Raw genomic sequence first — 20,429 nt, 5'->3', positions numbered from 1 at the left:
AGATTAATAATGAAAAAAGAGGGCACGCACTAATTGAAAACTGGTATTTGTGCCCTCTTTGTTTTTTACTTACTGCCCAATAGCAGGATTTCATCGGCTACTACTTCAGTAACATAGCGTTGGTTACCGTCATTGGCAGTGTAGGAACGGGTCTTTAGTTTTCCGACCACAGCGATTTCCTTGCCTTTTTCTGCGTATTTTTCGATGATGTCGGCAGTCTTGCCCCAAGCAACAACGGTGTGCCAGTTGGTGTCCGTTTGCCTTTCGCCTTTACTGTCCTTGTAGTTTTCGTTGGTAGCCAATGAAAGACGGGCTACTTTCTTGCCACTTTCAAGGTTCGTAATGGTTGGTTCCTGTCCAACGTTTCCAATTAACTGTACATGATTTTTAATAGTACTCATAATTAAAGATTTAAAAGATTAATAATTTCCCTTTTAGATTCAAACTGAATTAAATTTTAAGGGGTGTTTGTTTGATTTCTTTCGTGCAGGGCACCATGGATGAAGTGGGTTTTGTCAAGACTTTTAGGCAACAAATGGGGAGTGTCTGCGACGTAGCAAAACCTGCCTGCCGGCAGGCAAGGTTTTCAAGGATGTAGAAACCTTATTTTTGACTAAAACTCGTACAGTCTTGACAAGTTCCACAAGGGCATTAGCAATTCTTTTAAGCTCATTTGCGACCTGAGCGTACAGACAGTTAAGCGAGAATAGCAAATGTGGTTATATTAGAATTGATTATGCCATGCCTGTTTTTCGCTGTCCCGAAAAACAATACAGGCTTCATCCATTATAAACCCCTTAAAATAATTAAGGCAAAGGTTTGGTTTTTAAGGATTACCGAGCAAAGGCCAAAGAAGGCTTTGCCGGGAATTCTGTTAAGAAAATTGAGGCTTTGACTTTCCGATGGCAAGCGGACTCGGTTCACGTTTTTGGCTTGGGAATGCAGCCCCTTGGCTGTGCCCAAGACAGGCTATCCTTCCCAGCATAGCGGGTGGGGTAGTCGAATGTAAAGCCAAAAACGGGGATTGTGTCCAAGACTTTTTTTAGAGTGCAGCTCTTTTTCCGAAATGCAGAGCAACGAAATGTAGGGAAATGTGCTAAACGGATCAGTATGCCAATAATATCATTAAAACTCCAGTTTGGGTTAGGTACTGGAGAAACCCTTTGCAATTTGTCTTTAAACCAATGCAAATATTTCATCAAACAATACTTTATCCAATCTTTCCTGCCTAGAAAAGGTTTTTTTCAAGGTATTGTGAAGCATCCAGTTAAAGGCGTTATAACCATCCCACAATGTAGGCGTTGGGTGATAATGGTGACCTTCCTCGGCTATCATATCCAATAATTCCCTGGATTTTTTTGAAGGGTCATCGTTCTTGTCACTGCATTCATAGCGGAACAATTTCGTTTTTTCCAAGATGTCCTTTACGAATGCCTTGGTATCGATAAGTTCGATTTCTTCCATTTCCCTGAACTTTTTTGTGATTTCGTAGTACTCATTATTCAGAAACTTCTCAAATAGCAAGTTCAATCTCGGCATTATTAAATCAGTATTGTTCTTGCTGTGCTTTATCGAAAATGCTATTTCTGCTTGGGCAACATGCAGTCCATTTGTGCATATCTCCCTATAAAATCCAAAATGTCCGGAAGTTTTTTCGCTTCCATCATAGGAATTCTTGAAACGGAGCATTGGCAGTATCTTATCCAGTCCATTCTTTAACGAGAATTGGTTTCCATCCTCGATTACAAAGTCAGTAATAAAGGACCTGTCATTTCTGTTAATGGTGCGTTTGTGGTATTTCAGATTGGCATCCATCAATAGCTGTTCAGCTTTTTTGAAAAACAGTTCATTTGGAATGTGGCCATAACTGTTCGAGACCACATTAACAATCTTCCCATTGGAAATTATGGCATTTTCAAGTCCCTTTCGAGTCTCCATACCGGTAATGCTTTTTAGCGATTTCATTTCACTTGAAACGAAAATATCATCTTGTGGTAAACGATTTAAATACATAATATTTGATTTTAGACCTGTCCAGTGACAGATATGATTAAAAAAAAGAAAGCCCACTCTTGCGAGCAGGCTTTCAGATTTGAAGACATTAGCTTCATTAAAGTTCGAATTGTACAATCTGTTCTTCAATCTCTGATTTGCGGTGTTCCAACGTGGATTGCAAATGTGAGGTTACCAACTTGATCAGATTGGAATTGGTGGTCTTGAATTCCAGATTACGGGAATCCCTAATGTGAAAAGAACTGGAACCGTCCTGATTGTAATTGAACTTGGTAAGTTCGTTCAAGGTTTCCGTTAGCCGTTCACGTTGTGTGGCCAAGCCTCTCAACTTTTCAAACTTTTGAATCCGATCATCCAAATTGATTGTAGGTTTCTCTACCGTTCTGGTCTTTTCTTGGACCACAGTTTTTCCAACAGCTTCATCTGTCAACTTTTTTTGAACTTCCTTTTTAACGGTTGCATTGTCCTTTTTTGCTGTTCCGTTTGATTTTACTTTTGTTTCCATAATTAGAAATTTTTTAATTAAACAATATTTGAGCAAAACCCAAACGGAAGACAAAATTTTAGAGTGGAAAGGAAACGGAATATAAATAGGCGAGGGAAGAAGCGTTGGCTTTATGCCGTCCCTTTTCCGAGAAATATTTTGCGACGTTTATATTTCGGTAATATTGTATGAATACTCTCTACCTCAATATTTTTTTTATAGAAATTAACCTAATAATGTCAACAATTTACATTTCATGGCTTTCAATAGGCTTGTTTAAAAGCTAGAAAGTTTAAAATCTAAACTAAATAAGATAAAAAATCCTGTTGAGCTTTTCTTTTCTAATTATTATTTTTCAATTTTTCGCTTTAATAATTGTGCATTAATTGCTACAATAACGGTACTTAAACTCATAAATACGGCTCCTATAGCTGGTCCCAAAACAAACCCTGAAGAATATAATACTCCAGCTGCAAGTGGAATGGCCACAACGTTATAACCTGTTGCCCAAATTAAATTTTGAATCATTTTATTATAGGTGGCTTTTCCAAATAGGATTAAGTTGGCAATATCCTGTGGGTTGCTGTTAACCAAAATAATATCCGCTGTTTCGGCAGCAATATCGGAACCAGAACCTACTGCAACACCAACATTAGCCTGTGCCAATGCGGGAGCATCATTAACACCATCACCCGTCATGGCGACAAATTCGCCCTCACTTTGTAATTCTTGCACAATTTCTACTTTTTGATGCGGTAATACTTCGGCATAATAACCATCCAGTCCAAGTTTTTCGCTCACGGCTTTGGCCGTTTTTTCGTTGTCGCCGGTTGCCATAAATACTTTGATATTATTCTTTTTAAACACTTTAATGGCGTTGGCGGATTCTGGTCTTATTTCATCGGCAAGAGCAATGTAACCTGCCAATTTCCCATCAATTAAAACGAATACTACGGTTTCGGAAGCATCACTATAAGCATCTTTAGGAATAGTAATTTTCTCATCTCTTAAATAGCCAGGACTAACCACTTTTACTTGTTTGCCTTCAACTTTTGCTTCAACACCTTTTCCTGTGATGGCATTAAAATTTTCTGGATTTGGGATGGAAACATTGGTTTCTTTTACTTTTTTAATAATACCAACAGCAATAGGATGCTCCGAGCTTTGTTCTAAAGCACTTGCCAGTCGCAAGATTTCGTCAGTAGTATACTGTTTGTCTACTGATTCAATTCTAGTAACGCCAAAATCCCCTTTGGTCAGTGTTCCCGTTTTATCAAAAAGTATTGCCGATATTTTACGAGATTCTTCAAAGGCCGTTCTATTGCGAATGAGCAACCCGTTTTGAGCCGAAACTGCTGTTGAAATGGCTACTACTAAAGGAATAGCCAGACCTAAAGCGTGGGGACAGGCAATGACCATAACCGTAACCATTCTTTCCAAGGCATATACAAACGGAAATCCCAATAATAACCAAACCGCCAATGTCCCAAAACCAATAGCCAAAGCGATATATGTCAACCATTTTGCGGCTCTATCGGAAAGGTTCTGCATTTTAGATTTAGTTTTCTGTGCATCCTCCACCATTTTGATTACCTTATTAAGATAGCTGTCTTTACCAGTATGTTCTACCTTAACTTTTAAAGTACTATTGCCATTTACAGAACCACCAATAACTTTGTCTTTTGCTTCCTTTTTTACAGGCTTGGATTCTCCTGTAAGCATAGATTCATTTAAGTAGCTAGTACCTTCCACGATAATACCATCTGCAGGAACTTTTTCCCCCGGCTTTATTAGAATGATATCATCTTTCAATAAATTCTCTAATTTAATATCTTCAATAGCATCTCCTTTTACCCTATGGGCTTCAGATGGCATCATACTGACCAATAATTGTAATGCATTAGAAGCTCCTAGGACACTTTTCATTTCTATCCAATGGCCTACCAACATAATAGCGATAAGAGTGGCAAGTTCCCAGAAAAAATCAACCCCTTTTAGGCCAAAAACAGTGGCAGAACTATAAAAATAAGCAACGCTTATTGCCATGGCTATTAAGGTCATCATTCCAGGAGCTCCTTTTTTTACCTCTGACCAGAACCCTTTAAGGAATGGCCAGCCCCCGTAGAAATAAACAATGCTTGAAAGGGCGAATAGTATATATGGATTACCTGGAAGCAAAATTTCATATCCAAAGAATTGCTGAATCATCGGTGAAAAGAATAGGATAGGAAAAGTTAGGATTAATGTGACCCAAAAGCGTTTTCTAAAATCTGCTATCATCATTTTATGATGGTCATGCCCTGCAATACCCATGGGAATGGCTCCATGGTCATGATTCATTTTAGAATGGTCTTCTTTTTTGTGTTTCATCTTTGAATGATCCATTTCTTTATTTTTGTGATGTTCATGATTTTCCATTAGATTATTATTTAAGTATTATCGTAATTTTTTTCTCATTGTTTCTGAAATGTTTTCGGCATATACTCCATAAGCATCCACCAGAAGCCCTTTAATCCCATTTTTGGAAGAGATGGCATAAAGAATACTGTTGTCATCTGTACTGCTCATTCCTTCAAAACGATAGGTTTTATCTACATCAAAATCTTCAGGGCTGATTTGAAGTTTTAGGGAAGCACATTCTAAACATTTTGGTTTAAGGTTAAAATTATAAGTATAACCGTTTGCCTGTAAATCGTTTATTGCTTCCGAAAGGGTGTCGTAATTTTTCATCTTTTCTTTATTTATATGTTATTGTAAAATAACTTTTATCTTCCTCTGTAAATTTCTGAAAGGTCAATAAACCCTTACCATTTAGTTTTTCGTTGACTGTGTAATTGAGTTGTTTAATGCGAATTCCCAAGGTATAAGCTTTTACGTTTATTTTGGATTGAATGTTTGTATTGTTTCCTAAAGATTTCAATTTTCTATCATAAATCTTTATGATGCTTTTAGAACCAAAGAAATTTAATAATCCGGAATTAAAGTTTATTTCCAGTTCAATATCTTCAATGTTATTAAAATCATAGAGTTCTTTGAAGTTTTTGGAGTTGGTGTTTATTTCCGTTTCTTTGGATTTCGGGTTTGAAAACGGGAACACCATTATCATTATAGTTGACTCTTCAGGTTTACATCGGTAGGTCGTTGTATATTTATCAGTAGATTTTTTGTTTTTATCAAACAGTTCAGTCACCACGTCAATTTCATAATAACCATTTCTTTTCTTTAGTTTTCCGACATTAAAGGTTTGTTTGTTCAGAAAATTACCATTTTCATCAAAATTTTTACGTAAAACAAATCTATCGGACAACTGCTCTATGAGCATTTCATTTTGAGCATTTAATGAAATACCAAAGAGCAATAAGGCTATTATGGGATATAATTTCATCATTTATGGTTCATTAACTCTTTAACTTCTTTAGCGATAACATCGCTTAAATCTATGGAGTTGGATGGGTGCGGAATAGTGTTACAAGTTACAATTTTTTCTGCCCCGGAATCTAATAAATCCTGATAGGCATTTCCTGAAAATACCGCATGAATGCCTATGCAAATAGGCGGCTTCATCCCAGCCTTTTTTAAATGTTGCACGGTTTCAATCATGGTATGGGCGGTTGAGATAATATCATCTACCAAAATAGGTGTGGCATTTTTATATTTTTCTACATCGGGGATTGAAACTTCCACATTACGGTCTCCGTGTCGTATTTTTTGCAATACTGTAAAAGGTGTACCTGCTTTTTTGGCCACTTCGGAAACCCATTGCTCACTTTCAGAATCGGGACCAATAAGAACGGGGTTCTCAATGTTTTCCTTTATCCATTTTGAAATATCATCTGCTGCGTGGATAACTTTATTGGGAATATGATAGACTTCTCCCAAAGCACTTATTCTGTGTAGGTGAGGATCGATGGTTGTAATGCTATCAGCGAATCCCGAGATTAATTTTCCAAAGAACGAAGAGGTAACACCTTCGCCTTTATTGAATACCTTGTCCTGACGCATATACGCTAAATAAGGAGCGACTAAACAAGTGCACATCGCACCTAAAGACTTTGCCGTCTGTCCTAAAAAATAGAGTGGCAATAATTTTTCATCAGGATCGTGTAATGTACAGACTAAAACTACACATTTGTTTTTTACATCTGAAAGAATGCGGGTGTATGATTCTCCGTCTGGGAATTTGCGTAAGGTAGCTTCACCAATTTCGGCATTCATTTTTTTTGCCAATAGATTTGTTTGCTCTTCATTTCCCGGCAAGCTGAATAAAATGGTTTTCATTTTCTCTAATTTATACTAAGGTTAATATATCGTTGTGGTTATTTTCATATTCCAAGGCATAATGCAATTCACCTTGGGATTCTGCAAACACCGTATATAATAATTGGTCTTGGTCAACTTTATCCCCTAAATGGACATTCAATAAAATACCCGCAGATTTTGATTGGGGTGCCCCGGAAAGTTTTGCAAGTTTTGCAATCTTTCTATTATTGATAAGTTGCACTGTACCGGATCTTTTTGCTTTAATTTCAACTTTATATGGAGCCAATACGGGATTGGTAAAACGGCCTTGTGCTCTGCAGATAGCGAGAAACTTTTCGAAGGCTTTTCCAGATTCCAAAAGCTGTTTGGCTGTAGCGGCACCTTTTCCTTTCATAACCTTTCCTGATAGCTCCAATAACTCACCTGCTAATAACAACACTCTTTCTTTAAGATCTCTGGGTGCATTATCTTCATTTTTTAGCACACTTAAAATATCAAAGGCTTCCAAAGATGGTCCAATACCTCTGCCGACTGGTTGCGTACCATCTGTAATGACGACCTTTATATGCAGTCCCACAGCAGTTCCAACGGTTTCTATATGGTTTTTTAATTTTTGAGCCATTTCCATACTACGAACCTTTGCGGTTTCGCCCACAGGAATATCAATGACCACATGGGTTGAACCAGCTGCAGCTTTTTTTGATAACACCGAAGCGATAAGTTGGCCCTCACTGTCAATATCTAAGGCTTTTTCAATTTTTATGAGCACATCATCAGCAGGGCTTAATTGCGCGGTCCCACCCCAGACAAAACAGCCCCCTTCTTTTTCGACTACAGTTTTAATTTCTTCAGAAGAAAGGGTCACATTGGTCATTACTTCCATGGTGTCTGCGGTTCCGGCCGGGGAAGTGATGGCCCTTGAAGATGTTTTTGGCATCGTTAGACCGTAGGCAGCTACTATGGCCACTATCAAAGGTGTTGTTCGATTGCCGGGTAATCCTCCAATGCAATGCTTATCGACCACGATTTTTTTGTTCCAATTCAATTGCTTTCCTGAAGCAATCATTGCCTTTGTGAGATTGGATATTTCATCAATATCCATTCGGTCACCTGCACATGCCGTAATGAATGCAGATAGATGTATATTGGAATAATCGCCTTCTACGATATCGGTTATGATTTCTTTATAAGCACTATAATTTAGCTTTTGATTATAAATTTTTGCTCTTACGTGGCTTAAGGATTCTATGGGCTCCAGATGGGAAATGTATAGGGTGTCATTTTCAGAAACCCTAAGTTTTTTTGCAGCTGCATCCGATAGACCAATCTCATTGGGCAATAGAATATCTGAATTTATAACGTTGAGGCTTGCCACGATGGAATACATTGCCTTAGAAACCCTTATTCTTGTAAGGGCTTCAAAGCCTTCTGAAATACACACATGGCAATCTTCCCTCATGTACACAACGTTCTCATTTTGTGTGTAAATACCAAGGTTCTTGTATTTTAGAATATTTGAGTGTTGCTCCACAGTTGTTTTTATTTTTCAGATTTACTTAACTACTTTATTGATTCTATACTGTATAGTTGTGGTATTTCAGCATCCCAACCATAGGTTTCTTTAATACCTTTTTGTAAGGCTTCAGCCCCTTCTTTCTCACCGTGAATGATGAATATTCTTTCAGGCTTATCTTGTATTTCACTCAACCAATCCAGTAGTTCGGTATGGTCAGCGTGTGCCGAAAGCCCTTCAATTTCAGAAACCTGCATTTTAAAAGGTACATATTTCCCATAAACCTTTAAATCCTTCTCGCCTTCCAATAATTTTCTTCCACGTGTTCCTTCGGCTTGATAACCAACAAACAGTAAGGTATTGTTAGGGTTTTGTGCCTGTGTTTCGAGATAGTTGAGCATTCTGCCTCCCGTGAGCATTCCGCTGCCTGCAATGACTATTTTAGGCTTGTTGTCCGTTCTCAATTCCATGGTCTCCCTGTAACTGCTCACCACTGTGAAATAAGAACACATTTCATCGCATTCGTGGGCTTCTAATTTGTGCCAATCTCTGGTACTGTGGAATAGCTCTAATACATTAGCACCCATAGGGCTGTCCATAATCATTGGAATTCTAGGAATTTTGTTTTCCTTGAGCAATCTCCAGAAAATCAACATCATCAGTTGGGCACGTTCCACCGAAAAACTTGGGACAAATAGGCTGCCACCTCGGTTGATAGTTTCATTGACCAATTTTTCTATTTGTGGAATAGCTTCTATCTCATCGGGATGCAATCTGCCGCCATAGGTCGATTCTATGAAAAGCACATCGGCTTTTTCTGGTTTGAGTGGCGGGTACAATAATAAGTCGTTTATCCTACCAATATCACCTGAAAAAACAAAGCGTTTTCCGTGTACATCCAATTCTATGAAAGTAGCACCCAAAATGTGTCCGTTATACTGAAAACGAGCCTTGATACCGTCGAACATTGGGACCCATTGGGATTGGGGAATTGCCTTAAAATGAGGAATGGTTCTTTCCACATCCTTTAAATCGTAAAGCGGTTCTGCCGGACTGTGTTTTGAATAGCCTTCCTTATTGGCACGTTCGGCTTCCTGTTCCTGGATTTTTGCACTGTCATTCAAAATGATTTTGGCAATATCCAAAGTGGGATTGGTACCATAAATAGGGCCATTAAATCCTTGCTTTATCAACCTTGGTAGATATCCCGTGTGGTCCATATGGCCGTGGGTAAGCAATACCATATCAATTTCAGAAACTTTAACGGGCGGATATTCCCAGTTTTTTAGGCGCAGTTCTTTAAGACCTTGAAAAAGACCACAGTCTATCAATATTTTGTTTTCTCCTGTGTCCACCAAATATTTTGATCCGGTTACCGTGCCAGCGGCTCCTAAAAAATGGATGTTTATTTTATTGTTTTTCATCTTTTTTATTTTTAATATCCCAAAACCCTTTTTTTGCTTCAATGAAGATATGGATAGACCTATTTCTTCATTGGTCGCAACCAAGTCGTTAAGGTTTTTATTGACCACATTTTAGTGTCCCCCACAACAGGAAGGCGAATCTCCTTTTTCTTGGTTCGATTTGTACAATTCGACTATTTCATTATAGAGATTGCGGGAATCTTCTTTAATAAGTAGCGCGAACTTCTTTACGGATTGTGGTTCGAAGTTTATCATCCCCAGCAATATTTCAAGAGCTTCTTCGAGTAGTTTTGGGTCGTCTTCCAATGCTTGGTAAAATGGCTCTAAATCTATGTTGTTCTGTTTTTGCAATTCTTCTGTTTTCATTTGTATGTTTTTTTAATATTTATGAATGTTTGTTTTATTGTTCTACGCAGTTATTTTAATGTGACCTGCATAATTCTTCTGAGTCTTCGAGAATATTTTTGTGTCTTGATTTTGGCACCCCAATTTTTTCTAATAAATCAGGGTTTTCGTGAAGCTCTTTGCAGAGTACAATACCCTTGTCCAATAATCTGCTTTTTTCGGCTTTTGTAAGGGTTGTTAAGGCCGTTAATGGATGTAGGCCAGATTGGTCTATTCTGTATTTAAGACTATTGTTTATTGGATAATTCCAACTTACAAGTCCCAAGCCCATACAGGTTCCATATTGAATGGCATCTGTTGTAAAGCGTGTATTGGTATATACCCAACCTTGGTGAAACTTGGTTTCATGCCCTGGTTGCTTTTCCCATTGTTTCTCTACATCCAGAAATCTAGACTGGATATAAAGTGGGATTTTTACATTACAAAACCTACCTTGGTCGCTGTGGTATTTACATTCTATCATATAGTGCCTATTATCTTTTAAGGCAGCTACGTCCACTTCGTGTTGTACGCAATGGCCTTGTACAATGACACCGACTTTTGTTTGAAATCCTTCGTATCCCAGAATTTTGCCTACAAATTTCTCAAAAGGAAACCCTGTGGGACCTAGTTCCATAATGGCTTTTTTTAGTTTATATCTTGATGCACTTACCCTTGATTTACCCTTTAGCATCTTAAATGCCATTTGATAGATTTTTTTGGTGGTAATTCCGTCATATAATTGGCCTTTAACTTGCTCAACTATTTGCTGGATCAATTCTTCACTTGCCTGGGAGCGCCTTAATGAATTGATTAGTTTTTCAACATTGAATTCAACAATGTCACCAGAGTATTTTACTATTTTAATTGAGTTTTCCATTTTTAGATATGTATAGTCATTACGGGCAATGTTGAATGGTTGGTTACGCCTTCAGCGATACTTTTTGAAAACAAACTTAAAAACCCGGTTTTTCCATGGGTGGCCATTGCTATTAAATCAATAGGGGTCTGCTTAATAAAAGTATTGATGCCGGTTTCTACAGAAGGATCATTATAAACGGACATTGAGTAATTTTTTATTTCCGGGAACTTCTTCAATAATTGTTCTATTGGGTTTAAACCAAGTTCTATACTGTTGAAATCTACTTCGGTATTTATTCGTAACAAATGGATGCGGGCATGACACTTTTTGGCAATGGATATCACTTGAATAAAAGCCGTGCTTATATCTTCCTTGAAATCTGAAACAAATACAATATTCTTGAATGGGAAGGTTATATCTTCATCTTTTACCACAATTACAGGAGCGTTAGCCTTCCTTACGATTTCTTCAACATTACTACCAGTAATCTCTCTGATTATACCCTTGGTTCCGCTACTACCTGTAATAATAAAATCGTGATGAAAATGTCCTGAATGTTCCAAAATGTCTTTTTGTCCTGAATCAAATTGAAGAAAAGTAAGGCATTTAAGCCTGTTGTGTTCAGCTTCTATTTCCAACTCGCGCAATTTGGCTTTGGCAATGCCTATTTGTTTTACGGTTTCGGGATAGCGTTTTTCCTTTAGTTTGTCTAACTTGACCCAATCTACAGGGGTTTTCATAAGGTGCAAAAAGTGAATTTCTGAATTATATAACTTGGCCATTTCTATACCAAGTTGTGCCGCTTTACTGCAGTTTTCAGAGAAATCGGTGGGTACGAGTATATTTTTCATTTTTTAATTTTGTGGGTTATGCAATGTCAATTTTATCATCCATATAAACTCTTTGAACGAATTGTAATAATTTTACTCCTTCACCAAAAGGTTTTTGAAATGCTTTTCTTCCCATTATCAAACCGGAACCTCCAGCACGTTTATTGATAACAGCAGTGGTAATGGCTTCTACTAAATCGGAAGCACCTTTTGAACCACCACCCGAATTGATCAACCCAATCTTACCCATATAACAATTTGCTACTTGTAATCTACACAAGTCAATAGGATGGTCTGTGGTAAGGGTTCCATACAAGGCATCATCATATTTTCCGAAACCGATATTTTTAAATCCGAAATTATTTGTTGGAAGTTTTTGTTTGATGATATCTGCCTGAATGGTAACTCCCAAATGATTGGCTTGCCCTGTTAAATCGGCTGATGCGTGAAAATCTTCCTTTTCTGTTTTAAAGGCATCATTTCTAAGGTAGCACCATAAAATGGTTGCCATTCCTAAATTGTGGGCTTCTTCAAAAGCTTCAGCTATTTCCTTTAGTTGTCGGTTGCTTTCCTTTGAACCAAAATAAATGGTGGCACCAACGGCAACCGCCCCCATATCCCAGGCATTTTTCACTTTTCCAAAAAGCGTTTGGTCGTATTTATTGGGATAGGTAAGAAGTTCATTGTGGTTAATCTTAACGATGAACGGGATTTTATGGGCATATTTTCGGGCGTTCAGTCCCAAAACGCCAAATGTAGATGCCACACCATTGCAGCCTGCTTCAATAGCGAGTTTTATGATGTTCTCTGGGTCAAAGTAGTCTGGATTTTTATAGAATGAAAAGGCTGCACTATGTTCAACACCTTGATCAACTGGAAGGATACTTAAATAGCCAGTGCCTCCTAGATTTCCGTGGTTGTACAACTGTGCAAGACTCCTTAACACCTGTGGATTTCTGTTACTATTTTCAAATACCTTTTCAAAACAGGTCTTGCTAGGGGTTTGCAATTCATCTTTTGTTATTTTTTCACAAACGTGATTTAGGTAAAAATCAGCTTTGTTTCCTAGGTTTTGTATTATGTTTTCATATGTATCCATAATTCGTTATTTATTTTGCTTTACAATATTCATTTTTCATTTTTTACATAGAAGTATTTTACAATATCCTTCCATAGATAGGTCTCCTTAATATTAACGAACCCAGCTTTTATTAGATTCTGTTTGGTTTTACGGTTAATGTTAGCACCCATGATAATTAGTGGTATAAAATTGAACCAGTCCATTAGTGTGCCTAGTACTTTACCATTACTACGAACATGTTCTAACATAACGAGCTGTCCATCTGGTTTTAGAACTCTTTTAATTTCTTTTAGTCCCTTAACGGGGTCTGGAACAGAGCAGAATACACAACTGGTAATAACAGTATCGAAGGTATCATCCTCAAAATCCATATTTTGTACATCCATTTCTAAAAAATTCACATTTGATAAGCTCTTCTTGTATTTTGTCATTGCTTTATCGAGCATGTTTTTGCTAAAATCAATAGCTGTTAAACGTATATCTTTAGAGTATAATGGAAGATTTTTACCAGTACCAACCCCAATTTCAAGGGTCTTACCGTTTACCTGTTGAACAAGTTCTTTTCGCCATTTATCAAAACCACTGGTTCCCATTGGCTTTTGAAATGAGTCAAAATATTTCGCTATTCTATTGTAGCGTTTCTTTATTTTTCCATTTTTGTCCATTCGTGTTATTTTATGCAATAGATAAGCTTTGATTTGTTTTAAAGATAGATTTTGAACCATCTTTTTCTATTCCCAAAAGCGCACGTATGGCATCGATGGTTTCAGGAATAACAATGGCTTGGTTATCGACAACATAGGCATAAAAAAGTTCATCACCCTGCACCTTTAGCATATCTTCCCAAAGGGCTACCTCATACATGTCACCCCATGGCCTTCCCATATCCAGAAACATCTCCTTGATGGTATTGTTGGAAACCAATCCTTGGTCATAACGAATAAGTTTAATACGGCTAGATTTTCTAAATGCGTTCAACACTTCTTCCTTTGTTGTTTGCCTTTTTAATTTCACATTCCAGTAATGCATATGGCTCAACGTTTCCGGTACCTTTACTGCGGATGTGATGACATTTAAATCTGGATCTACGCTTTGTGCATCGGGACCTTGGTGGCAGGGGATTTCTTTTTCGGGCAACATGGTGTTCATGATGCCACCCAAATGGCTTTCCCACGGGTCGGTTGCCCGTCGCAATAAAGTGCCTCTTGCATAATCAAGTAGCCCTGCTCTTTTTAATGCGCCAAGGGTTCTTAATATCGAAGTAGTATTGCAAGAGACCACTCTAGTGGCATCAAGATTTAAGGCCGTTTCATAATTAGCTTCTGCACTAAACGAATGACCTGTTGTTGTGTGCTTTTCACCACCTTGAACAATAAACTTGATGCCTTTGGTTTTATAGATTTCAACATTTTTTGCTGCAATATTTTTTGGGGTGCAGTCCACTACAAGATCTACTTTTTTCAAAAGGTCTTGCATACTCCCTTTTACTGCAATGCCAGAATTTTTCATTTCCTTTTCAGCATTTGTGGTGGCTGCATAGATATTATAGCCCTTTCTTACCGCATTTTGCATGCGCCAATCATTAATAACATCGCAAACCCCCACGATATTCATATCGTCTTGTAAATTAATGGCATCGGCAACTCTTTTGCCGATAACACCATATCCTATAACAGCTATGTTTTTCATATGTATTTTATTTTGGTATTAAATCCTTTTTGGAAATTGCTTCTGTACTTTCATCGATGTTTAAATTTGGTTTAAAATTTCTAATGATAAGCCTATTGCTTTTTTCGTAGGTGAAATAGCTAACCGCCCAGTTAAAACCAACCATCAACTTATTCCTAAAACCACTTATTGACATTAAATGGACAATAGACCAAAGTAACCAAGCAAGGTAACCCGCAAACTTAAAGTTTCCTAAATCTGCTACTGCACGTCGTTTTCCCACAGTTGCCAGTGATCCTTTGTCTTTATATTTAAAAGGCGTTAATGGTTTTTTATTAATTAGGTTCATCAATGTCATGGCAAGATGTTTGCCTTGTTGGATGGCTACTTGGGCAACCTGAGGATGTCCTTTCGGAGTGTCTTTTGAAATCAATGAAGCAATATCTCCTATGGCATATATGTTATTATAACCTTCCACCTTTAAATAAGCGTCCGTTTTTAAGCGATTTCCATTTGTTATATGCTCTTTATCAATTCCTCTTGGAAAATGGCCTTTAACACCTGCTGTCCAAATAAGGTTTCTTGCCAAAAGGGTGTTACCACTTTTTGTTTGGACAACCTTACCATTATAATCAATGACCGATTCATTCAATAAAACCTTAACACCTAGTTTTTTTAAATATTTCAAGGTTTTTAAAGAAGCATTTTTTGACATGGTTCCTAATAGTTCATTGGATGCCTCTACCAAATAAATATGCATCAATGAAGCAGGATATTCAGGGTAGTCCTTTGGTAGAATGTATTTACAAAACTCCGCTAAAGATCCTGCCATTTCTACTCCTGCAGGCCCCCCGCCAACAATGACAAAATTGGTTAAGGCATCACGGTCCTCATTATTGCAAGTAATTGTCGCCTGTTCCAGATTTTGCAGCATCATATGGCGAATATTAAGGGAATCTCTAATATCTTTCATCCCCAAACAGTTTCGCTCCACATTTTCAAGGCCAAAAAAATTGGTTTCTGTGCCAGTTGCCAAGACCAAGGAATCATAGGTTAAACTACCTTTATCAGTAATAAGGGTATTGGAGGAGGGTTGGATTTCCACTACATTTGCCAATCGAAAAGACACGTTTTTATACCCACTGATTTGTTTTCTAAAAGGGAAAGCAATGCTATCGGGCTCAAGGGCACTAGTGGCCACCTGATAAAATAGAGGCTGAAATTGATGAAAGTTGTTTTTATCCAACAGCACAACTTGAACGTCTTTATTTTTTAATTTTTCAACCAATGCCAAACCTCCAAAACCTCCTCCAATAATTACTATCCGAGGCAGTTTTGAATCTGGTAAACAAATGGAATCTAAAATACTACAATGTGTTTTCATGTGGTTTTTTGTCATACTACTATTTTTAATACAACGTTGGTTTCAATAGTATTACCCAACATTATTTTTCGAGCAAACAATACAGTATCTATAGTTTTCTTTTCTCAGTAACATCTTGTTTTCTTACTATCAAGACTGAACAGTTTGCATGTAATGATACGGCTTGCGAAACCGATCCGAGCAAAAATCGCGAAAACGCTCCATAGCCATGTGAACCTACCACTATTAAATTGGCCCCATAATTTTCTGATTCATCAAGAATGGCATTTTTTGGTGAACCTGGGACAACAGTTGTAGTAATGGATAGCTTTGAATTAGCTTTTTTTAATGACTTGGCCGCATCTTTAACGTTTTTTTCAGAGACCTCTTTTGCTATAAGTATAGCGTCATTATAAGTACTGGGCAATCCACCCATAGGTACCGACCCCATGGCACTGGCTAAGGAATTATCAAAAACCGATAGGATACGCACTTCGGTATTAAGTTGAAACGGCATTCTCGCAAGTTCTTCAACAGCCACTTTACTGTATTCTGAACCATCTGTTGCTAACAAAATTTTCATCATTTTAAAAATTAATTATTCTTTTTTGACTTTATAAGTTTTCTCCAATATAGATGCTCATATAATCCTGACCAGAACATTCCAAAAGTGAAGGCAAACATTAATTCTTCAAGGGGGATTCCTAGTACAAGAATACGAGTTAGGTTTTTAAAGTTCCAATACAGTTCCACATATTGGGGATAAAACACAAGGATACTTCCAAAATAAATAAAGTAAAGTATGGTAAACAATATGCCTCCAACAAATACCTTTCCTTTTAAATCTGGTCTACAATAAATGGTTGCTAAACCACCACTAAACAAGCCTATAATGCCGCAATAAATGTGGTTGAGCGATGTAAAGAGTACCATGATGATGAACATTATTATTGGTACAAAAAGAATATAGTTATGTAATTTATGCCTCTTGTCTTTCCTGTCTGCATCGTTCATGATCGTATGGTCTCGTTTAAAAATAAGATTGTACAGTATAGTACCGATGCCTCCTATAGCAAAAGAAAATATTAGGCTTTCAATATCAAAACCTGTTTTTTCCGCCAAATTAAATAACGAAGGAGGAAACCAATACTCTGGCACAAACAAAGGTTCGGTAAGCCCAAAGGGCATTGTAATCAAGCTCATTTTGAGCATTATTTTTCTTACCTCATTTTTAGACAAATATATAATTGCCCAAAGTATAAGAATAATCAAGGACCATATCAACCAAACGTATTGCATAACTTTATTTTTTTTGAAGGTTTAAATATGAAACGGTTTCTTTTACTGAAAGCGGGTAGGTAGCATTACCGGCCCTAACATAAAAGGTTGTGCTTTTACCATCATTCACATAAACGGGATTGGGGTAAGGTTCAACATCAATCAATCAAACAAATATCCTTTCCATCCAGTTCATAAAACGATACATGACTGCCAAAGGATGCTTCACGGTCTATATAGGTTGAAATAATGCGGAATACTTCCCGCTCAAATCCGTCCTTGTTTTTGTGCTTAAGGGTCTTAAAATCGTTTTCCAGACCAAGGATCTTGCCTTCATCATCTACCCCAACAATCAATTTACCGCCTTTGGCATTCATAAAGCCTACAATGGTTTTGGCAATGACAACCTCCAGTTCTCTATTGGGTGTTTTTTTAAAATAGTCATAACGCATGGACGATTTAAATTCTACCCAGTCATGTTCACCCAGTTCTATTAGTTTTTGCACATCTCGTTTTAAAAGGTGCTTTTGTTTTTTTAGCAGGTCTTTGGTCTTGGTTAAATTAATCCAAAACAATCCAGAAAAAATCCCCAAAATAGCACCAAGAGTTGCAAGGATACCACTCATTCCTACCATGTTAAATGTAAAAGACTCCAGCAAACGCTCTTGAAGGATATCTTTAAATACCATTGTGGAATAAGGGATATGGCTAAACTCAAACCAATAGACCACCATGGTGAATGGATGTATGAGGAAGTAAAAAACACTGGACCCAATAAATACATGAACCAATATTATTTTAATGTTTTTTGTCATCTTGACCATCATTTATTTTAGCTTCAAATTATTTTGTTTTTATTTGAGCATTATAAAAACCTCCTATACAGGCACCTATTAACCACCAAAGAATAAAAGTTTGGACTATTCCCATTAACACTTCTAATAGTGGAACATCCATTCTAATGATACTGGATGTGTCCAAACCGTGCAGTAGGCTGTTGAAAAAGGTAATTGTTCCTTCTTGTCCAGTTGTAGCCATAACAATCATACAGCCCAAATAAATTATTGCTCCTGTAAGACCAAAGGCGAAACCTAATTTTTTTACATTTAATCGATACATAATTTTATGTTTTTTAATTAATTATCCGAGTTTAAAATCTTTTTAGATTCTTCAAATTCTTCCTTGGAAATTTCACCTTTTGCAAAGCGTTTTTTCAAAATATCCAGTGGGCTTTCTTTCTTTGATTTTTGATATGGAATATCGGCAGGGACAAAGAATATCCAAACAATGAATACCATCCATATAATCCACCATATTAAGTGCATACCTCCAAAATGTCCGTCGTAAAAATGCATAATGTTTAATTTTAAGTTATTATTAATTTATTTCTGTAATCGTATAACCCCCAAGTGTATTGAGTTGCTTTTGTAATTCATCAACTGAAAGGGCTTCTTTCATTGTGATGATCGTAGTTCCTTTAGGATTTAGAAAAATTTCTGTTTTTTCAACTTTTGGATGTGCCTCTAAAGCCTTTTTAACTCTCGTAACGCATCCTGCACATCCAATGCCCTCAATTTGAAATTTATGTTTCATATGTAGATATTTATTGTCGTTTATTGGTCTATGTAATTCGCATATCTTCATTGGTATTTGCGACCAATTTTTTGTTTATGCTCATTTCATAGCTTTATCCTTTAATGATGAAGATGGTCTTCATGCTCTTTTTTAGTTTCAATAGAAGTGGCCTCTTTGCCCTGTTTGTTATTGTTCTGCTTTTCTGAATGGTTATGCCCTTCATGACCATGGGAGCCGTGAGGCATAAATAGGTGACAGGCAAACATAAAAATGATAAAAATGAAGAGAGAAGAACCGTCTCCTATCCCAAATGATGGTGCTAAAAAGATGAACAGGAGTGGCAAGCCACAACCAAGAACCATCCATAACCAGTGATTTTTCATTGTTTTAGGTTTTAACTGTTAATAAATTAGTGATGTTCTAAATGGTCTTCTTTGGTTTCCCCATTCATTCCATCCATCTTATCCATTCCTTCGGCACTCATCATCTTGATACAAGAATTCATGCATTCTTCACTCATCATTCCTTTCTCGCTCATTATTTTCATCATGGATCCCATCATTTTTACATTTCCCATCATTCCCCTCATCATGGAGTACATCATTGTACTGTCCTTCATCATCATTTGCATACCTTCTCCTTGCATCATGGAGCCCATCATTTTTTTGTTTTCTTGCATCATTTGCATAATGTGATTGCTTCCCTGCATATTCTCCATAAATTCTGTCATGAAATTGTGGTTTTCTGCAATGGTCTTGAATACTTCACTCCTTGTTTCAGAATTTTGAAGCATAGCTTTCACATCTGTTTTCTGGTTGCAACTGCTTAAGCTTAAAAGCCCAATTGCAGATAAAGTAATTACTAGTTTTTTCATATTTTTGATTTATTGAGTTAAACATTTATTATAATTTTTATAAACCCATTCCCAACACTCTATATAACCATTTTGAGGGGAATGGATTATCAGCTATTAATTTTTAGGTTTAAAAAATCTTCAATTTTTGAGCTTTTCTTTTCTGTTGAGTACGTTTTTATTGTTGATCAATTTTTTTAATACGCCATTTGCTGTTACTTCCTTTTATTGCTATTAATTTATCCGAAATCAATCTGGATGATATGATAGGTGGGTTTTTATCATTCTTATCTTTAGGTGAGACGTGAATGGCCAATTGGGTTAAATGCTCAATGGGTTTCCCTTCCATATCTATGACCACTTCGAAATAATGATAGCTAACAACATCTTTTTTAAAAATATGGTTGTAACCAATGGTTTCTTTTTCAACTTTTAGAGCCAATGCCTTGTTACCTTCAAAATTGGAGGCATTCAAAAATTGTGGTGTAATGATGGTTTTACCAGTTTTATCGATATACCCATAATAGTGCACACCTTCTTTTTGAAGTGTAATTAAGCATCTTTCATTACTAAATATGGGATAGCTAGTATCGTCATTTTTGGTTAGTACCAAATCGTCTCGAAAATCAATGATTATTTTACCATCTAGGTCAATAAAACCCCATTCGTTCCCTTTTTTTATGGCAGCTACTCCATCATGAAAAGGTGATATATAATCGATATTTTCTATGGTTTGTGCAAGTCCTAATAGAGGAAGTAGCATCAATGTAATAAATAGTTTTTTCATTTTATTTGGTTTTAGAGTTTTTAAATTTAGTTATAGACGTCCTTCTTATGCTAT

The 20,429-nt window shown here is 36.8% G+C and carries 25 protein-coding genes; all 25 read right to left on the bottom strand.

The features are described 5' to 3' along the window. Positions 1 to 65: 65 nt before the first annotated feature. The 25 genes from IEW94_RS05725 to IEW94_RS05600 all read right to left on the bottom strand — a co-directional run bounded on the left by IEW94_RS05725 (position 66) and on the right by IEW94_RS05600 (position 20,375). Positions 66 to 401, bottom strand: coding sequence for a single-stranded DNA-binding protein (locus IEW94_RS05725; protein WP_188650856.1), 336 nt, complete (start codon positions 399 to 401; stop codon positions 66 to 68). A gap of 775 nt (positions 402 to 1,176) precedes the next feature. Then, entirely contained in the window at positions 1,177 to 2,013 is an 837-nt protein-coding gene (locus IEW94_RS05720) for a DUF932 domain-containing protein (RefSeq protein WP_188650854.1), read from the bottom strand. A gap of 97 nt (positions 2,014 to 2,110) precedes the next feature. Further along, positions 2,111 to 2,518, bottom strand: a complete 408-nt coding sequence (locus IEW94_RS05715; protein WP_188650852.1) for a hypothetical protein — start codon at positions 2,516 to 2,518, stop codon at positions 2,111 to 2,113. Positions 2,519 to 2,845: 327 nt separating this feature from the next. Continuing rightward, on the bottom strand, positions 2,846 to 4,915 hold the full coding sequence (locus IEW94_RS05710; RefSeq protein WP_188650851.1) for a copper-translocating P-type ATPase: 2,070 nt from the start codon (positions 4,913 to 4,915) through the stop codon (positions 2,846 to 2,848). An 18-nt stretch (positions 4,916 to 4,933) separates the two neighbouring features. Continuing rightward, entirely contained in the window at positions 4,934 to 5,227 is a 294-nt protein-coding gene (locus IEW94_RS05705) for a phosphoribosylpyrophosphate synthetase (protein ID WP_188650849.1), read from the bottom strand. A 7-nt stretch (positions 5,228 to 5,234) separates the two neighbouring features. Beyond that, the gene (locus IEW94_RS05700) at positions 5,235 to 5,885 is read right to left on the bottom strand and encodes a hypothetical protein (protein ID WP_188650847.1); all 651 of its coding nucleotides are present in this window, start codon (positions 5,883 to 5,885) and stop codon (positions 5,235 to 5,237) included. Then, positions 5,882 to 6,775: a ribose-phosphate pyrophosphokinase gene (locus tag IEW94_RS05695; RefSeq protein ID WP_188650843.1), complete on the bottom strand. Its 894-nt coding sequence runs from the start codon at positions 6,773 to 6,775 to the stop codon at positions 5,882 to 5,884. Before IEW94_RS05695 ends, IEW94_RS05700 begins: the two co-directional genes overlap by 4 nt. 10 nt (positions 6,776 to 6,785) lie before the next feature. Continuing rightward, positions 6,786 to 8,288, bottom strand: coding sequence for a thymidine phosphorylase family protein (locus IEW94_RS05690; protein WP_188650841.1), 1,503 nt, complete (start codon positions 8,286 to 8,288; stop codon positions 6,786 to 6,788). Between the two features lie 29 nt (positions 8,289 to 8,317). Next, positions 8,318 to 9,694 carry an MBL fold metallo-hydrolase RNA specificity domain-containing protein gene (locus IEW94_RS05685; protein WP_188650839.1) on the bottom strand — a complete coding sequence of 459 codons (1,377 nt, stop codon included), beginning with the start codon at positions 9,692 to 9,694 and terminating at the stop codon, positions 8,318 to 8,320. A gap of 111 nt (positions 9,695 to 9,805) precedes the next feature. Next, complete coding sequence (locus IEW94_RS05680; protein WP_188650837.1) at positions 9,806 to 10,060, bottom strand: hypothetical protein; 255 nt, start codon at positions 10,058 to 10,060, stop codon at positions 9,806 to 9,808. 55 nt (positions 10,061 to 10,115) lie between these two features. Beyond that, positions 10,116 to 10,958, bottom strand: coding sequence for an ATP cone domain-containing protein (locus tag IEW94_RS05675; RefSeq protein ID WP_188650835.1), 843 nt, complete (start codon positions 10,956 to 10,958; stop codon positions 10,116 to 10,118). 2 nt (positions 10,959 to 10,960) lie between these two features. Then, positions 10,961 to 11,791, bottom strand: coding sequence for a universal stress protein (locus IEW94_RS05670; protein WP_188650833.1), 831 nt, complete (start codon positions 11,789 to 11,791; stop codon positions 10,961 to 10,963). A gap of 16 nt (positions 11,792 to 11,807) precedes the next feature. After that, the gene (locus IEW94_RS05665; protein WP_188650831.1) at positions 11,808 to 12,869 is read right to left on the bottom strand and encodes a class I fructose-bisphosphate aldolase; all 1,062 of its coding nucleotides are present in this window, start codon (positions 12,867 to 12,869) and stop codon (positions 11,808 to 11,810) included. A gap of 29 nt (positions 12,870 to 12,898) precedes the next feature. Next, positions 12,899 to 13,534 carry a class I SAM-dependent methyltransferase gene (locus IEW94_RS05660; RefSeq protein ID WP_229669466.1) on the bottom strand — a complete coding sequence of 212 codons (636 nt, stop codon included), beginning with the start codon at positions 13,532 to 13,534 and terminating at the stop codon, positions 12,899 to 12,901. Next, positions 13,527 to 14,540 carry a type II glyceraldehyde-3-phosphate dehydrogenase gene (locus tag IEW94_RS05655; protein WP_188650830.1) on the bottom strand — a complete coding sequence of 338 codons (1,014 nt, stop codon included), beginning with the start codon at positions 14,538 to 14,540 and terminating at the stop codon, positions 13,527 to 13,529. The genes IEW94_RS05660 and IEW94_RS05655 overlap by 8 nt, the downstream gene beginning before the upstream one ends. Before the next feature lie 7 nt (positions 14,541 to 14,547). Then, positions 14,548 to 15,903 (bottom strand): NAD(P)/FAD-dependent oxidoreductase, encoded by a 1,356-nt coding sequence (locus IEW94_RS05650; protein ID WP_188651361.1) that lies wholly within the window; start codon positions 15,901 to 15,903, stop codon positions 14,548 to 14,550. An 88-nt stretch (positions 15,904 to 15,991) separates the two neighbouring features. Further along, on the bottom strand, positions 15,992 to 16,465 hold the full coding sequence (locus IEW94_RS05645; protein WP_188650828.1) for a universal stress protein: 474 nt from the start codon (positions 16,463 to 16,465) through the stop codon (positions 15,992 to 15,994). Between the two features lie 11 nt (positions 16,466 to 16,476). Next, positions 16,477 to 17,085, bottom strand: coding sequence for a lycopene cyclase domain-containing protein (locus IEW94_RS05640; protein ID WP_229669465.1), 609 nt, complete (start codon positions 17,083 to 17,085; stop codon positions 16,477 to 16,479). A gap of 233 nt (positions 17,086 to 17,318) precedes the next feature. Then, a complete protein-coding gene (locus IEW94_RS05630) occupies positions 17,319 to 17,975 on the bottom strand; it encodes an AlbA family DNA-binding domain-containing protein (RefSeq protein WP_188650823.1) in 657 nt (218 codons plus the stop codon). Between the two features lie 28 nt (positions 17,976 to 18,003). Further along, on the bottom strand, positions 18,004 to 18,279 hold the full coding sequence (locus tag IEW94_RS05625; RefSeq protein ID WP_166961694.1) for a DUF5676 family membrane protein: 276 nt from the start codon (positions 18,277 to 18,279) through the stop codon (positions 18,004 to 18,006). A gap of 17 nt (positions 18,280 to 18,296) precedes the next feature. Next, complete coding sequence (locus tag IEW94_RS05620; RefSeq protein WP_166961697.1) at positions 18,297 to 18,515, bottom strand: SHOCT domain-containing protein; 219 nt, start codon at positions 18,513 to 18,515, stop codon at positions 18,297 to 18,299. A 22-nt stretch (positions 18,516 to 18,537) separates the two neighbouring features. Continuing rightward, on the bottom strand, positions 18,538 to 18,753 hold the full coding sequence (locus tag IEW94_RS05615) for a heavy-metal-associated domain-containing protein (protein ID WP_166961700.1): 216 nt from the start codon (positions 18,751 to 18,753) through the stop codon (positions 18,538 to 18,540). Positions 18,754 to 18,854: 101 nt separating this feature from the next. Next, a complete protein-coding gene (locus IEW94_RS05610; protein ID WP_166961703.1) occupies positions 18,855 to 19,118 on the bottom strand; it encodes a DUF1517 domain-containing protein in 264 nt (87 codons plus the stop codon). A gap of 26 nt (positions 19,119 to 19,144) precedes the next feature. Further along, a complete protein-coding gene (locus IEW94_RS05605) occupies positions 19,145 to 19,609 on the bottom strand; it encodes a hypothetical protein (RefSeq protein ID WP_166961706.1) in 465 nt (154 codons plus the stop codon). Positions 19,610 to 19,766: 157 nt separating this feature from the next. Next, positions 19,767 to 20,375: a WG repeat-containing protein gene (locus IEW94_RS05600; protein ID WP_166961709.1), complete on the bottom strand. Its 609-nt coding sequence runs from the start codon at positions 20,373 to 20,375 to the stop codon at positions 19,767 to 19,769. Positions 20,376 to 20,429 lie beyond the last annotated feature (54 nt).

Source organism: Yeosuana aromativorans (assembly GCF_014646655.1).
GTDB classification, from domain to species: Bacteria; Bacteroidota; Bacteroidia; order Flavobacteriales; family Flavobacteriaceae; genus Yeosuana; species Yeosuana aromativorans.
This window is presented reverse-complemented; position numbering and strand designations above follow the sequence as displayed.